This window comes from Clostridium sp. FS41 (assembly GCF_000954015.1).
Classification (GTDB): domain Bacteria; phylum Bacillota; class Clostridia; order Lachnospirales; family Lachnospiraceae; genus Enterocloster; species Enterocloster citroniae.
Genome location: NZ_JYHN01000081.1, coordinates 75,546 through 90,293, shown reverse-complemented (window position 1 = coordinate 90,293; position 14,748 = coordinate 75,546). Strand labels below are relative to the sequence as shown.

Here is a 14,748-nt window from a genome sequence, read left to right as displayed (position 1 = left end):
GCCAGTACAGGGTAACCGTCATCGGACAGCACTTACCTGACACGGTTCCTCCCTCTTTGTCATCCCAAATCTTTCCGCATATATTTTCCCAGCATTTCCTTTAAAACCTTTATCTCCACCGGCTTGGCAAGAAAGTCATCCATCCCGGCTTCCAGACAGCGTTTCCGGTCCTCCTCAAAGGCGTCCGCGGTGAGAGCGATAATAGGGATACGGGCTGCATCCGGCCGTTCCAGGGCACGGATGGCCCTGGTTGCCTGATATCCGTCCATAACCGGCATGCGGCAGTCCATTAAGATGGCGCTGTAATACCCCGGCTTCCGGCTTTGGAATGCCTCAACGCCCTCCTTTCCATTGACAGCCAGTTCCGTGGTCAGGCCCAGGAACTCCAGGATTCCCATCATGATCTCCTGATTAATGGCATTATCCTCACACAGCAGTATGCAGGCAGACTGTCCGGCGGGATCACCGGCCGCATCCGCTGCCAGTTCCTTCTCACATGGTCCCTTGGCGGCCGGGACATCCATCTCGATCACGAATATACTTCCCTTGCCGATGCTGCTCTCCACATGTATGGTGCCGTTCATCAGGTCTACCAGCCGTTTAACAATAGCAAGCCCCAGTCCGGTGCCGGACATTCCCATGGCCTTTCTGCTCTCCTGGGTAAATGATTTGAACATCTGCTTTTGGAACTCCGGGGACATGCCCATCCCATTATCCTCCACCCGCATGGTCAGGTGGATCATTCCGCTGTCCTTGGGCACTCCTTTTATGGTGAGTGTGACTGTTCCTTTTTCATCCGTATATTTGACCGCATTGGACAGCAGGTTAAACAGGATCTGGTTAAAACGCTGCTGGTCCGCCAGAACTGTGATCTTCTCATCCACATCGATCCTGAAATCGATCTGTTTTTCCCCTGACAGGGGAAGGATCACGCTTTCCAGATACCTGCGCAGTTCCTTCATGGAGTATGCCTTGGGGTGCAGCTCGATCATGCCGCTTTCAATCTTGGACATGTCCAGGATATCGTTGATCAAGGTCAGCAAAAAGCCGGATGAGATTGAAATCTTTTTCAGATAGCTTCTCATGGCCTCCTCTCCCACCCCGTCCTGAAGGGCCAGCTGGGTCATTCCGATAATACCGTTCATGGGTGTGCGGATATCATGGGACATATTGGCCAGGAACTCTGACTTGGCTTTGCTGGCCTCGTCCGCTTCCCTCACCGCCTGCTCCAGCCTGCGCTCTTTTAACACTTCATCCGTTCTGTCACTGACACAGAAAATCCACTTTTTCTGCCAGTCTGCTACCTCCGGAACATAGCCGCTCAGGCGCAGGAGCTGCTGCTTGCCGCTCCCGGGATTGCTGTATGGAAAATCTACGTAGAAATTTTTCTTGTCTTTCATGATCCTTTGGATCCGTTCCAGTTCCTCATCATCAAACGGAAGCTTGATGGATCTGGTATCATGATCCAAAATCTCCCTGCTTTCAAACCCCAGGATACGCCCGATATTTTCAGAGACATAATCCACCTCGTCAGTTTCATGGTCAAACACCAGGAAAACGCTGTCCACATTTTCAGCAAGGAGCCGGAAAAGCGTATTGCGGTATTCCCTTTCATGAAGCTTTGTTTTGGTAATCCGGTTATTATAGATAATGAGCAGAACAGCTGCTAGAAGGACCACCACCACAAACGCGCCCACAAGATAGGCCATGCCGGAGGATTCTTCTTTTATCACATCATAGGGTATCATGGTGATCAGATATTCCGCTGCAGCGTCATTGACCGGGACAAAATAGAGATAGACCTTTTTCCCTTTCAGGCTGACAACCGCACTTCCCGTCTTTCCTCCCGACAGGGCGTTCCTTATCTCTCCGGCCGTTTTTGTGTCACCGTTTTCATTCAAGGCACTATACAGATCACCATGTACGTTCTCCGGCATGATTCTGTCCGAGTAGATAACAAACTCACCGGTTCGGGCATCGATCACGCAGGAAAATCCCTGCCCGTCATAAAACTCCATAACACTGGGCACATAATACCTGGACAGATTGACCATTCCATAGAGTACGCCTGCCTTTTTATCTTCATGGTATAGATCCGTGCGGTACGCAATCTGCCGTTTGCCGTTTGCCTCCCAAAAAGGCCTGCTGACATTACTGCCCTGGGGAAAGTCCAGTTTTGCGGCAAAGTCAGACGCTTCTTCCGGCTGTCGTTGGCCGGAGGACACACATTTTCCATCATCATATGACGCGATCATCTCACTGAAACCGGAATCCGGGGCTGCCTGCAGTATATCTGCCGCCTCGTCCCTGTCATAAAGCTTTCCCAACACCTCCGCCATGTTGGCAAGGACTGCCCGGTCCGCATCGGTGGCATTGGAGATACACTGGACCCCGGCCAAAGAAGTGGTGCGGATCGCCAAAACAGCCGCATCCCACTGTGTATTTGACAGATACATGGTAAAACCGATCACTGAGGCAATGATAAGGATAACCGATGCGATGATAACACCCATATGCTTCCAGTTTACGTGCTGCTGCTTTGGAAGCTTGTCCGTATCTCCGGCATGTCTGCCAACCCATTGGCGCAGCTGTCTCATCTGTCTGGCATCCTTTTGGATGATTTCTTCCTTTTCCATCAGCTTGGATGCATATTCATCCAGTTTAAGGCGGTCATCCTTCAGCTGGTTATTAGCCATTACCAGATTCGTGGCATCCAGGCACAGACAGACGATCTGGTCAATGCCGCGGCTGTCACGGCTGCGCACGCCCTTGATATCTCCCCAGAAATAGCTGTTATCGCTTTTTCTGATACGCAAAAGCGCCTTAAACTCATCCCCCTGATCCATTGTGTCCAGGACGGCCGCCCGCAAAAGCCCCCGATCTTCCGGGTGGACCGCATTGCTCAGTCTGCCGGCTATGGCTTCCAGGTACTCCTTCTCATTCCTGTATCCCAGATAGATGAGCATATTCTGGTTGATAATAGCCAGAGGAAAGTCCTTCCCCAACTCCATGGCAAAGATCCCACCGGGCAGCATTGTATTCACAAAATCGCGCAGGACATCGGATTCATGCTGCTTTGCAAACTCAAAGGGAAAATACTCTCCCTGTTCCTGGTGTCCTTCCGGAATAGAGGTATGCATCTCGCAGATCTTGGACCGGCCGTTCTCCATCTTTGTCATACAGGTAACGCGGCTTTAACAGTTCCAGCGGCGACCAAGAGTCCCTCTCCATCCGTGAATCTCCCCCTATTCCCGCAGCAGATATGCGTCTTTCGTATCTTTATTTTATCTTCCGTTTTCATCCATTCTATCATAGAAGATGGGCAGATGCAATGACCGGCAGATTTGGGAACGGGTGTGTGAAAAATCCTTCGGACCGGATAGCCTATTGGATCGGGCCGTCTGTTTGATGAACTGCAGCTGCCTTCCTAAAAAAATCCTCCAACTCCCTGACCGGCACCAGAAGGCCGTCCCGTGAACCGAGTAAATGCTTCCCAAACCGGTAGCTTGGCACTGCGTCCAGGCGGTTCTCTCCCCAGGCGTACCGGTTGCCTGCCAGCACCTGCTCCCGGTAACGGTCTTCCTCTATACAATTCCTAAAAGCATTGTGGTCTGCCCCGCACTGTTTGGCAAGCCCGGCAAGTACGTCTGTTGATGCAATATCCATGTTCTTGTCAAAGCATGCCTCATAAACCAGCCTGTGGTATTTCCACAGATTTCCCCCGTGCTCCTGGATATAATACATGCCCTGGATCGCACGGTCGCTGTGCATAAAATAAGTTTCCGGGTATGGATGTGACTCACAGGGACGCCATGTAATCTCTATCCGGGGATAGTATTCCAGAAGATTCAGCAGATTCTTGTGGCCGCGGTAGCAATAGGGACAGGCATAATCAAAAAACAATTCTATGTTTATCATTTCAAACCCCTTTCTTCTTTTATATCATAGGTATCTCTTTCAATAAAGTGAACCGCCCACTGATCCCAGTAGCCCTCATACACTCTGCCATCCTGTCCGTCAAAGTTCAGCTGATACATCCTGAATGTGACCAGGATATCCTTAGGCTGCCACTGTTCCTCATATGTATATTTGTAACTCATTCCCAGCCGCTTCATTACCTCGCCGCTGCGGGGATTATTCACATCATGGGTGGCTGTAATATAAAGAAAGCCATCCCTTTTCAGCTGCCGGATCACCGCCCTGCATGCCTCACTTATAATTCCATTGTGCCAAAACTCCCTGCGCAGTCCATACCCCAGATCATAGGGAGCCTTTGTTCCTACATTAACATATCCAATGGGTATCTGGTCACTCTTTAAACAGACGGCATAGCAATATCCCCGGGGCTGCCTGTAAGCATCCCTGTATTTTGTTTCAAATAATGCCCTGGCTTCCTCCAGTGTTTTCAGAGGGAACCAGGGCAGATAGGTGTTCACCTCCGGATCACTGTATATGGCAAACAGAGCATCTATATCCTGCTCGGTAAATTTCCGTAATATCAGCCGCTCCGTTTCTAATGAGGGCGTATTTATAAATTCCATTACTTATTGCCTCCTATATCTTATTTCGTATCATTATATCAGAAATCTATGGTACAATATAGCTGTTAAATCAAAATTGGAGGAGGTTTCGGACATTGACTGAGAGAGAAAAGATGCTGGCCGGTCAGCTTTATGATTGCGGTGATAAAGAATTACTGGCCGAGTGGCACAGGGCAAAGGATCTGGCAAGGGACTATAACAATACCGATTCTTCAAATAAAGAAGAAAAAGAGCGCATCCTTAATTTATTACTTGGCGGTCGAGGGGAAAATTTATGGATCACGGCCCCCTTCTATGTTGATTATGGAAACAATATCTACTTTGGGAATAACTGTGAGGTTAATATGAACTGCACCTTTTTAGACGACAACAAGATTGTCATTGGAAATAACGCCCTGATTGCTCCCAATGTACAGATTTATACTGCTTTTCATCCAACCAATGCAGCCAGACGGTTTGGCGGTCCCAAAGAGGACGGTTCCTTTGAATTTTGCAAGACGCAAACATTACCTGTGGTGATCGGCGATAATGTATGGATTGGCGGCGGGGCCATCATTATGCCCGGTGTTACCATTGGCAATCATGTTGTGATCGGTGCGGGAAGTGTTGTTACAAAGGATATTCCCGACAATATGATCGCCTGCGGAAATCCCTGCCGGGCTGTAAGGGAAAACAGGTAGCGCACACTTATGGTTCACAATGGTGTACATCATAAAACCGCCTGCCCCGGCCGCACCAGGAACCGTTCCGATGCTTCCTGTGCAGCCAAGGCAGGCGGCAACTCTGTCCGCAATTCTATTCTTAATTCTGTTCGCAGCTCTATCCGCAATTCTGCTTAATTGTCAGTTCCAATCATCTATTCGGTCATCTCAGCCGCCGGTTCCGTCACTGGTTCCGCCTTTTGTTCCGCCATCTGTTCATCATATACCTGTCGGACGCGTATTGCCAGCTGTTCCATATGGTCATGATCTGTTCCGCAGCAGCCGCCCAGTAATTTCAGTCCGTAATCCTTATGTAACTTCATCATCTCATCCGCCCACTCATCCGCCGGGCTGCTGTACACGACCGGACTGTTATCTAATTCCTCCGGGCTCAGAGGAGAGCCGTTGCCTTCCAGTCCTAAGAAGCGTTCCCGAACCGCATTGGTGCGATTCCGCCTTTTATCCAGGGCAGACATAACATTTCGCGGATGAACGCAGTTGACCTGGTAAAACATAGGGGGATGATCCCCTGTCTTGGCGTCAATATAGTCAATGGCCTCGCTGAGCCACGTTCCATCCATCAGCTTTCCGTCCTTACGGATCAGGAATGTGATAAAGTACGGAATGGAGGTTTCGCTTAATGCCCGGGCGCATCCGGCGGCATCCGGCAGACTGGGTGTCAGGCCGTTCCTCACATGGTCGATCATGGATGTCTCCAGCTTTTTCGCATGGTCTGTATAGTATAAATAAGCCTCCTCCTCATCTAATCCGGAGAAGGGATTATAAGGATCGCCGGTGAAACCCATGGTGGTGCCAATGAAGATCTGGTCGCGGATAGCGGGATAACCGTCCACGATGGAACGGCAGTGGTTCAGATTATCCGCTGATACATCCCGGTCCTCCCAATAGGTTCCTTTCCCCATGGATGGGGTGGTAAACTTGCTGTACGGATGAAGAATCATTGGAAGATCATATTTCTGTGCAATCTGTATGTAGTCATGAAACACGGCGTCCAATCCCCGATGCCCATTCTCAGTATAATAAAGGCCGGCCAGCTTCAGCGGGGGCGTTGGGTCCTGATGTGTAAAATTACGTTTGATCCGTTCCCCCACAGATCCCTGCAGCATCATGATGGGGACTTTTGCAAATGTTTTTTTAAATTTTTCTCTCCGTTGTGTGGTTGTCATGTATCATACCTCCTGCTTTTCTTTTTATAAAATACAGCTTGCTACACCCCTGGGAGAGCCCTGACCCGGTCCCATCCCACTCTTCCTTACTATAGCATTTTTAGGTATGATTTTCAATAGATATATCGTCATGTTGACTTTACTTTATATCCTGTTTTATCACTTCCTGTTTTCTTCTTCCGGAAAAATAATCTTGAATACAAAGAAAAATATAACCATGGATACCCCCTCCAGTAACCCCAACAGGCTCCATGTAATTTTCTTTCAGGTATGTATAACAGTATTTTTGAACAAAAATATATTTTTCTATGCTTCTCGCTGAAACAGAAACAATTCGTTCCCAGAATATTGAGACCAATGGAGTGGATATCGAACGGGTTAAGACCATGATGCAGTACATTCACGAACACTACATGGAACGTCTGACACTGGGCAGTATTGCAAATGCGGCAAATATCAGCAACCGCGAATGCGCACGGTGTTTCCAGCGCTGTATTGGAATATCTCCCGTCAACTACCTGAATGATTACAGGGTCCGCATGGCAGCCCAGATGCTGCTGCAGACCAGCGACAGTGTTCTTACCATCAGTGAGAACTGCGGTTTCAGCTCCAGCAGTTATTTTGCCAGGGTCTTTCATGACGCTATGAATTGCACGCCGAAGGAGTATCGGAGGGATCATTGAGTACAAAGCAATTAGATGTGATATGATGTTGTTTCCGGAAAGCAGAACATCCCCTGGTCCAATATCCGAACCAAGGGATGTTACCGTCCAGGACCCTTACCCGACATACCTCTCGCTCTCACGCCACAGTTCTTCTGCATTCCCTGTATGATAGGACAATTCAGACGAAGGGCACGGCCTGGTACTCCGGTCATAATAAAGCCCTGATCCCCTGACCAGTTCCTTAGACACCACCAACTCTGCCAGCGCATCCGATGACTTTCCCAGATCCCCGAACCGCTTTGGCATTGTACGCTTTACAACTTCGATGGAAACCTTATTCAGAGGCATAAAATTCGTTTGCATAAGTCCGGGATTAAAAGCATTCACACATATCCCACTGTTTTTTTCCAGTCTGCGCCCCAGTTCATAGGCAAAATACAAGTTACAAAGTTTAGAATAAGAATACCTGATGGTATCAGCGGCCAAGGAAGAATCAGGATGCGCCAATTTTTCCGTTCCCGGCCACTTCATGGTTTTTCCCGGCGCATCATGCATATCACTGCTGGTCACAAAGATCCTTCCATCCGGCTCCATATGGGGAAGCAGCAATTTAGTCAGAAGAAAATGTCCAAGATGGTTTGTCTCAAATATAATATCAAACCCATCCTCTGTTAAGCCGGTATGTTTGCCGCTGATGCCCGCATTGCACAGCAATGCATAAACAGAGCCGTAGTCTCCCTGCTCATAAGCGGATGCAAATTTCTTCACAGAAGCCAGGGACGCTGTATTTAGTTCCATACATACAACATTAGGATTGCCGCTTTCTTCTACGATCCTTTCTCTGGCCTGTCCCGCTTTTTCCAGGCTGCGGCACGCAAGGATCAAACGGAAATCCTCCGAAGCCTTTGCTATCTTCTTTGCGCTCTCAAACCCAAGGCCTGAGTTTGCTCCTGTAATGATCACATTTTTCATCATAACTGCTCTCCTTCCGCTTTCTTTTATAAACACTGTTTTTCCTTACCGCGATATCTTCTGCAGGAGGCGGGATAACTGCCCGCACTCTTCTTCCGTCAGATTCTTTGTCATCTGAAATTCCAGCGCGTCCGCCAAGGCAAGCAGTTCCTCTTTCATCTCCACGGCATGATCCGTGAGAAGAAGTATTTTCGAGCGCTTATCCTGCGGATGGGGGATCCGTGTCACAAGGTCACTTTTTTCAAGTTTTTGGACAAGTCCTGTCACGGTCGGATTCGTCATGGCAAATTTTGTTTCAATATCGATCTGCCGCACAGACCCCATAGGAGCATGGTAAAGCACCATGAGTATCTTAAACTGGCTGCCTGACAGTCCATAGGGAGCTAATAATTGATTCGAGATTTTATCAAACACCAATGCAGTCTTCTTTATTTGGACTGAAACTTTATTGTCATCCATTTGCTGCCTCCTTTAAAATAGATAGCTTCCTATGAAACTATATCATAGGAAGCTATCTATTTCAAGTGACTATTTGTTTTTACACCAAATTTCCTGAAGGAATTAGCATGACCTTACGCGAACGTGATCACGGTCCCGGTCTTACACTCCAGGGCCTCCAATGCCTTATCCAGACTGGTGATGATGGCTTTTTTCTGCGGGTTCTGGCGCACAAACTTCATACATGCCTCTACCTTGGGAAGCATACTGCCCGGGGCAAACTGCCCTTCCTCCACATACCGGGCCGCCTCCTTCAAGCTCATCTTGTCCAGGCTCCTCTGATCCGGCTTGCCCCAGTTCACAGCAACCTTTTCCACCTCGGTCAGGATCATCATGATATCCGCATCCACCTGCTCTGCCAGAAGTTCCGCCGCAAAATCCTTATCGATCACGGCAGCCACTCCTTCCAGCGTTCCGTCAGGGTTCTCAACTACCGGGATGCCGCCTCCTCCGCAGGAAACCACGATCGTAGATTTCCAAAGGTTCTTGATCGCATCGATCTCCACGATTTTCCGGGGAGTGGGGGAGGCGACCACTCTGCGCCATCCCCTTCCCGCGTCCTCTTTCATGGCGTATCCCTTTTCCTGCATCAGCTGCTTTGCTTCCTCCTCTGTGTAAAAGGGACCGATGGGTTTTGTAGGGTTTTCAAAGGCCTTATCGTCTTTGTCAACCACAAGCTGCGTGGCAACGGTCACAACCGGACAGTGCTTGTTCCTGACGCTGAGCGCATACTTTAATGCCTGCTGAATATGGTATCCGATATAGCCCTGGCTCATGGCGCCGCACACATCAAAGGGCATGGCAGGTGTCACATCCCTGGCAGCCTCAAAGGCCAGAAGGATCCTGCCCACCTGGGGGCCGTTGCCATGGACAATACTCATCTCATAGCCCTGTGCACTGATTTCAGCCAGTCTCTCGCAGGTATGCCTTACCACCTCCAGCTGTCCCTCTGAGGTGGGCTTACTGTTCTTGGACTGAAGGGCGTTGCCGCCCAGGGCGATTACTATTTTTGACATGATCTCACCTCTTTAGTCTCATTCGTCCTGCTTGGACGCCTTTCCCACATTCTTTGTGGCGCAGTGCACACCGCCGCCGCGGATGTTCAGGGCCGTACTTACAAATGGCACGATCTTTCTGTCCGGGAATACCTCCTGCAGGACGGCAAGGGCCTGCTTATCCCGTTCCCTGATGCTTTCCGGCCTGCCCTCCTCCCAGTAATTCTGCGCGATCACAATATTGTTGAGAATCAGGAAATTGACGTAGCTTAAGGCGGGCTGCATGATCATATCTCCTGTGGGCATGGGGGTCCCGTCATCCAGGAAGTCATTTCCTTCCCCATAACGGCAGGACCATGTATCATTGATCCAGTCGCCCGGTTTGGAATATACATAGAAGGGCTCCGGCGCAGGCATGCGCACGATCTTATATGGATTACCTTCCGCGTCCGTTGCATTTTTCAGGACCTCGTATGCGGCATCGCATCGCTCTTTTGTAATGCGGTGTGAATTCAGCTTGGCAGCCTCCTCCTCCGTGATCTCGGTGAGAAGAATGGTATTTGGTCCCACAAATCTGGCAAACTCGTCCATATGGCCATTGGCGGAAGATGAACGGTAAACCGGTTCCCCATCCACATAATCCAGCACTCCCGAGGTGGTAAGCTCATCATCAAAGACACCTTTCTCCAGCCAGAGCACTTTCTTTAAGTTAAACAGCCTCTTTAACTCCTCCTCCACTTCCTCTGTGGACATATGGGGATTTCTCTTGGTCACTTCGGTGTCCCGCAATGCCATCAGCACGCCGTTTCCGTTGAATTCCTTATCCCCGCCTTCTGTGATCAATGTGGAATTGAGGAAATCCCTGCAGCCGATCTCAAGGGCGAGATGGGGAGCAAATTTTGCGCACAGGGTGGAGGTCACACTGTCAATGGTGCTCTGTCCGTACATGTTAAACCTTGGGTTGGCCAGGAGACGGTGCCCTTTGTCATCCACCATAATGTCGGGGCCGTAATCCCTTGTCCAGTTGCTGCCGTCCGGATAAGTGGTGATCACAACCTGCTCAATATCCACATCTTCCTCTGCCAATGCCTTTTTGCAGCTTTCCACACGCGCCTGATCCGGGCAGTTCACGTACACGGTCACGCCCTCCGCCTGCTCCACCATGATCTTGATCAGCTGTGCAAATGCTTTGTGCAGACTGTATCCTTTAATGCACTCCGCCATTGCCGGCCATCCCAGGATCACATATTCCTGTGGCTCAAATTCTCCCGGTACGCGAAAATCACTGTAATCCAATCCTCTGTATTTTAATATGTCCATAACCGATTCCTCCTCTATCTCTCACCTAACACTGCTTTTATAACAGCCTTAATGGTATGTTTTCTGTTTCCTGCTTCCTGGAAAATGTATGCTGCGTTCTGCTCAAAGACTTCATCCGTCACTTCCATTCCGCCCTTAAGGAACTCACGCAGATCCGGGTCCTCGATCACGGACAGCAGCTTCTGTCCTGATGCATGGTCCATATTATGGGTGGAGGGCAGCATGTGGATTACAATACAATCCGGATTTTCCGTGCGCTCCAACAGTTCCCTGTTCACCTGGTAGGGGCGGAAACGCACGATTCCCGGAAGCCATGTCTCAACAGGATCTGTGAAAAATCCCCAGTTCTCTGTTGTGATCACATCCACGCCCTTGATGGCATTGATATCATCTGTTTCAATAAATTTGCACTGGGGGCTGTATTTCGCAAACAAATCTTCCACGATCTTACGTTTTCTGGCATCCATTTTCGTATCCCAGTTGGGGCTTACCACACCCTCGGGCACAAACTTGCGGAAGGTAGCCTTCTCTGCCGCTGTCAGTCCCTCTAGTGCCTCATCCATTTCCATGTAAGATGTAATGTAAGTAAAGTTCATACCCAGCATAGCACACATAACGCCATATGAGAAGGAGTTCACGGCGCCGCCCCGTCCGATAAAGCACAGGGTCTTTCCCTTGTAATTCTCACGTCCCCAGACTTCATCCAAAGTCATGGCGTCTGCCAGCATCTGAGTGGGGTGCTGATGGTCTGTGTAACCATTGATAATGGGGACCGCGCTGTCCTTTGCCATTTCCAACAGCGTGCTGTGCTTTGCCCCCCTGTATCCGATGGCGCTGTACATCTCACTGAATACTCTCATGGAATCCTTGATTGTCTCCGTGTTTCCAAAATGGGAATTGGAAAGGAACGTGGTCCCCATCCCCAGATCATTTGCAGATGTCTCAAATGCACAGCGTGTACGTGTGGAGTTCATCTCAAACAGCAGCAGAAAGTCCTCCCCGATATAGTCCTGATGTTTGATGTGTTCCCTACTCTCCTTTTTCAGCCGGATCGCCAGGTCCAGAAGATACCGGATCTCCTCCGGTGTAAAATCCTCCAGTGCAAAAAAGTTTCTTCCTTTTAATGATATTGCCATTTTTTCTTGTCTCCTTTTTTTGTTTCCTTTTATTCCAGTGTTATCTGCACTTTTTCAGTTTTTCTGTGTTTACCGCCGCTTTGTAACCAGTTTGAATACTTGATCCAAATTTCCATTTAGATAATGCACAATGTTCATTGCTGACGTCCGCTCCAGGTCTTCCACCGAGGAGGTGGAATAAAACGCGGTGTGGGGCGTTATGATGACATCATCCCTTCCAAGGAGGGGGTTCTGTGCGATATGTTCCGGTCTCTCATCCCGGATAGTGTCAAGGGCGGCGCCTTTGATCAGCCCCTCATCAAGGGCCTGCTTAAGATCTGCTTCCACCACCGAAGCGCCCCTGCCCGCATTTATGAAATAAGGATGTTTTCTCATCCTGCGGAATGCGTCTATGTTAAAGAGATCGTGATTTTCCTCTGTCAGGCTCATGTGATTTGAGATCACATCCGCCTCCTCATATATATCCTCCGGGGAGTCCGCCAGCTTTACCCCAAAATCTTCCGCATATGTGGGACTTACATATCTGTCATAGGCCATGACATCCATTCCCAGGGCCTGTGCACGCAGAGCAACCGCTGTCCCGATCTTTCCAAGGCCAAAGATGCCCAGTGTCATATTCTTGAGCCTTTTATTAGGCTCCACGATCTGATAATCCCAGTTGTGGTCACGTTCCAGCGCATGCATGTAATGTTTCAGGTTTTTAACCAGTGCAAGCATGACACAGATCGTATGCTCCGCAACGTCAATGGTGCAGTACTCCCCCACAGGGCACACTCCAATATGACGGCGGTTTGCCTCGGCCAGATCCACCTTGTCATAACCGGTTGCATTGATGGATATCACCTTCAGGCCGGGGGCATGGACCATGGCCTCTGCATCCATCTCAATAAAACCGGTGAGCAGGGCGTCCGCCCCGGAAAGCCTTTCATAAAACTCATCCCGCTTTTCATCCGTGTACTCGTATACTTCCACCTCACACTCCTCCCCCAGCCCGTCCTTTAAGACTTGGGTTTCCAGATCGTGTGTGGGCATTAACAGTTCTGCATAATCTGCAATCAATATCTTCATATCTTCCCCTTCCGGCAATCCTGCCTTAACCCATCAGCGTCAGTCCCAGCGCAAATGCCAGACACACCAGGAAGATCACAACCAGGGGTTTCCAGACCGCTTTGACCCACGACATGTAATCAATCTTTGCGTATTGCGTACAGGTCATGACCGCAATGGAGGTTGGTGTAAACATCTTGGCAATGCCAAGGGCAAAGTTATAGATGATGATCATTACATAGGGCGGTACTCCTGCAAATGTGCCAAGGGGTACCATAACCGAGATGGTAGCTCCCGCAAGTCCCGTGGAACTGGGGAGAAAGCAGGCAAATATCAGATAGATAACAAATGCCAGGATCACAAAAATCACCACCGGCAGGGAGCCGAGCGTCACTTCTGTTGCATGAAGGATGGTGGATGTGATATTTCCCGAGGTCATGATCACCTGGATGCCGCGTGCCATGGGAACGATCAATGCTGTTGACACAAGCTCCGCCGCACCTTTGATGATAATGTTGATGATCCTGTCCAGATCATATCCTGCCATAAATCCTGCGATCAGGCACATCACCAGCATAAGGGCTGTCAGTTCCGTAAAGTACCAGTCGCCGAACGCCACCACATTGCTTCCGATCACGGTGCTGATAATGGGAGTTGTGTTGATCCACTCTGCAACGGATGTAAAGAATGTAAAATGTTCGTTGATGGAAGTCCATGGGAACAATGCCAGCAGCATGATCACAAAGGTCATGATAAATACGACCACAAGCCCGGTCATATGCTTCACATTGTTTGATGTACCGCTGTTTTCCTCAGCGTTTCCAAAAGCTTCCAGATCCTCATTCCGGCGGTAAAACTGCACGGATTTTTCGGGATTGGCCTGAACCTTCTTTGCATAAAGACTGATCAGGGCCGCAACCGTACCTGACAGTACAAAGAAGAGGATCAATCTGGGAATGATACCATCTCCAAAGGATATTCCCGCAATATCCGAAGCAATGCCTGTGGAAAAGGGGTTGATCGCCGATGCCGCACATCCGATCTGCGTACCAAATACGGAAATCATCACAACCGTGATTGTATCCATACCCATGGCCAGGAATATTGGCAGGAATAAGGATACATAGATGGCGCATTCCTCATATGCCCCCTGGGATGTGCCAAGGAACGACAGGATAAACACCAGAATGGTTATCAGCACATATGGTTTTTCCTGAAATTTCTTTGCCACGGATGTCAGCGCATATCCGATCACACCTGTCTCTTCCATCATCTTCAGGAAACTTCCGAAAAGCATGATGTAAAGGGAAATGGAGATAGCTCCGCTCACGGCTCCATTCCCCACCATGCCCGTGATCGGCGCCGTGATCACATCCCACAGTCCCTGGGGATTGGCGGGCAGTTCCCTGTACGTTCCTGCAATTGCATAACCGGCTTCGTCCAGTTCGTATTCTCCGCCAGGTACAAACCAGGTCAGAAGGGCCATCAGCACAATGACTGCAAATATAACAACATACGAATTCAGGCCCTTCTTTTCCTTTTTCTTCTTTTGGGTTCCTCCCATTTTTAATTCACCTTCCTCTTCTTTTTGTTTGCATTTTCCAGTACTGCATTGCGTGATTTTATTTTAGGGGAAATGGGTCCGGAAATACATTGGTCAGACATACAAAGTCACGATCAAAAGAA

General features: G+C 49.3%; 13 protein-coding genes. 2 read left to right on the top strand and 11 right to left on the bottom strand.

The window, feature by feature from the left end:
- Nucleotides 1–59 precede the first annotated feature (59 nt).
- The 3 genes from CLFS41_RS29185 to CLFS41_RS25910 form a co-directional block, all read right to left on the bottom strand.
- Nucleotides 60–3,179: an ATP-binding protein gene (locus CLFS41_RS29185; protein WP_052665881.1), complete on the bottom strand. Its 3,120-nt coding sequence runs from the start codon at nt 3,177–3,179 to the stop codon at nt 60–62.
- Between the two features lie 205 nt (nt 3,180–3,384).
- Complete coding sequence (locus CLFS41_RS25915; protein ID WP_045093970.1) at nt 3,385–3,918, bottom strand: DsbA family protein; 534 nt, start codon at nt 3,916–3,918, stop codon at nt 3,385–3,387.
- Nucleotides 3,915–4,541 carry a GNAT family N-acetyltransferase gene (locus CLFS41_RS25910; protein WP_195415265.1) on the bottom strand — a complete coding sequence of 209 codons (627 nt, stop codon included), beginning with the start codon at nt 4,539–4,541 and terminating at the stop codon, nt 3,915–3,917. The genes CLFS41_RS25915 and CLFS41_RS25910 overlap by 4 nt, the downstream gene beginning before the upstream one ends.
- A 95-nt stretch (nt 4,542–4,636) precedes the next feature.
- On the opposite strand from CLFS41_RS25910, the gene CLFS41_RS25905 reads away from it, so the two are divergent.
- A complete protein-coding gene (locus tag CLFS41_RS25905; protein WP_045093969.1) occupies nt 4,637–5,221 on the top strand; it encodes a sugar O-acetyltransferase in 585 nt (194 codons plus the stop codon).
- 176 nt (nt 5,222–5,397) lie between these two features.
- Here the strand turns inward: CLFS41_RS25905 and CLFS41_RS25900 are convergent, their stop codons facing one another.
- Complete coding sequence (locus tag CLFS41_RS25900; protein WP_045093968.1) at nt 5,398–6,429, bottom strand: homocysteine S-methyltransferase family protein; 1,032 nt, start codon at nt 6,427–6,429, stop codon at nt 5,398–5,400.
- A 362-nt stretch (nt 6,430–6,791) separates the two neighbouring features.
- Between CLFS41_RS25900 and CLFS41_RS25895 the strand changes: the two genes are divergently transcribed.
- Nucleotides 6,792–7,112 carry an AraC family transcriptional regulator gene (locus CLFS41_RS25895; RefSeq protein ID WP_242856920.1) on the top strand — a complete coding sequence of 107 codons (321 nt, stop codon included), beginning with the start codon at nt 6,792–6,794 and terminating at the stop codon, nt 7,110–7,112.
- 96 nt (nt 7,113–7,208) lie between these two features.
- Here CLFS41_RS25895 and CLFS41_RS25890 read toward each other — a convergent pair whose 3' ends face one another.
- The 7 genes from CLFS41_RS25890 to CLFS41_RS25860 form a co-directional block, all read right to left on the bottom strand.
- A complete protein-coding gene (locus CLFS41_RS25890) occupies nt 7,209–8,069 on the bottom strand; it encodes an SDR family NAD(P)-dependent oxidoreductase (protein ID WP_045093967.1) in 861 nt (286 codons plus the stop codon).
- Between the two features lie 42 nt (nt 8,070–8,111).
- Nucleotides 8,112–8,525 carry a MarR family transcriptional regulator gene (locus tag CLFS41_RS25885; protein ID WP_045093966.1) on the bottom strand — a complete coding sequence of 138 codons (414 nt, stop codon included), beginning with the start codon at nt 8,523–8,525 and terminating at the stop codon, nt 8,112–8,114.
- A 113-nt stretch (nt 8,526–8,638) separates the two neighbouring features.
- Nucleotides 8,639–9,580 (bottom strand): carbamate kinase, encoded by a 942-nt coding sequence (gene arcC, locus CLFS41_RS25880; protein ID WP_007859341.1) that lies wholly within the window; start codon nt 9,578–9,580, stop codon nt 8,639–8,641.
- Between the two features lie 18 nt (nt 9,581–9,598).
- The gene (locus CLFS41_RS25875; protein ID WP_045093965.1) at nt 9,599–10,879 is read right to left on the bottom strand and encodes an agmatine deiminase family protein; all 1,281 of its coding nucleotides are present in this window, start codon (nt 10,877–10,879) and stop codon (nt 9,599–9,601) included.
- A 14-nt stretch (nt 10,880–10,893) separates the two neighbouring features.
- Nucleotides 10,894–12,015, bottom strand: coding sequence for a hypothetical protein (locus tag CLFS41_RS25870; protein WP_007859345.1), 1,122 nt, complete (start codon nt 12,013–12,015; stop codon nt 10,894–10,896).
- 69 nt (nt 12,016–12,084) lie between these two features.
- Nucleotides 12,085–13,083: an NAD(P)-dependent oxidoreductase gene (locus CLFS41_RS25865; RefSeq protein ID WP_045093964.1), complete on the bottom strand. Its 999-nt coding sequence runs from the start codon at nt 13,081–13,083 to the stop codon at nt 12,085–12,087.
- A gap of 25 nt (nt 13,084–13,108) precedes the next feature.
- Nucleotides 13,109–14,626, bottom strand: a complete 1,518-nt coding sequence (locus CLFS41_RS25860; protein WP_045093963.1) for a YfcC family protein — start codon at nt 14,624–14,626, stop codon at nt 13,109–13,111.
- Nucleotides 14,627–14,748: the final 122 nt, after the last annotated feature.

Excerpts from the sequence above, each read along its gene's own strand:
- arcC (WP_007859341.1), bottom strand. The coding sequence starts at position 9,580 with ATGTCAAAAATAGTAATCGCCCTGGGCGGCAACGCCCTTCAGTCCAAG.
- CLFS41_RS25915 (WP_045093970.1), bottom strand. The coding sequence starts at position 3,918 with ATGATAAACATAGAATTGTTTTTTGATTATGCCTGTCCCTATTGCTAC.
- CLFS41_RS25875 (WP_045093965.1), bottom strand. The coding sequence starts at position 10,879 with ATGGACATATTAAAATACAGAGGATTGGATTACAGTGATTTTCGCGTA.
- CLFS41_RS25870 (WP_007859345.1), bottom strand. The coding sequence starts at position 12,015 with ATGGCAATATCATTAAAAGGAAGAAACTTTTTTGCACTGGAGGATTTT.
- CLFS41_RS25885 (WP_045093966.1), bottom strand. The coding sequence starts at position 8,525 with ATGGATGACAATAAAGTTTCAGTCCAAATAAAGAAGACTGCATTGGTG.
- CLFS41_RS25890 (WP_045093967.1), bottom strand. The coding sequence starts at position 8,069 with ATGATGAAAAATGTGATCATTACAGGAGCAAACTCAGGCCTTGGGTTT.
- CLFS41_RS25865 (WP_045093964.1), bottom strand. The coding sequence starts at position 13,083 with ATGAAGATATTGATTGCAGATTATGCAGAACTGTTAATGCCCACACAC.
- CLFS41_RS25910 (WP_195415265.1), bottom strand. The coding sequence starts at position 4,541 with ATGGAATTTATAAATACGCCCTCATTAGAAACGGAGCGGCTGATATTA.
- CLFS41_RS25900 (WP_045093968.1), bottom strand. The coding sequence starts at position 6,429 with ATGACAACCACACAACGGAGAGAAAAATTTAAAAAAACATTTGCAAAA.
- CLFS41_RS25860 (WP_045093963.1), bottom strand. The coding sequence starts at position 14,626 with ATGGGAGGAACCCAAAAGAAGAAAAAGGAAAAGAAGGGCCTGAATTCG.
- CLFS41_RS29185 (WP_052665881.1), bottom strand. The coding sequence starts at position 3,179 with ATGACAAAGATGGAGAACGGCCGGTCCAAGATCTGCGAGATGCATACC.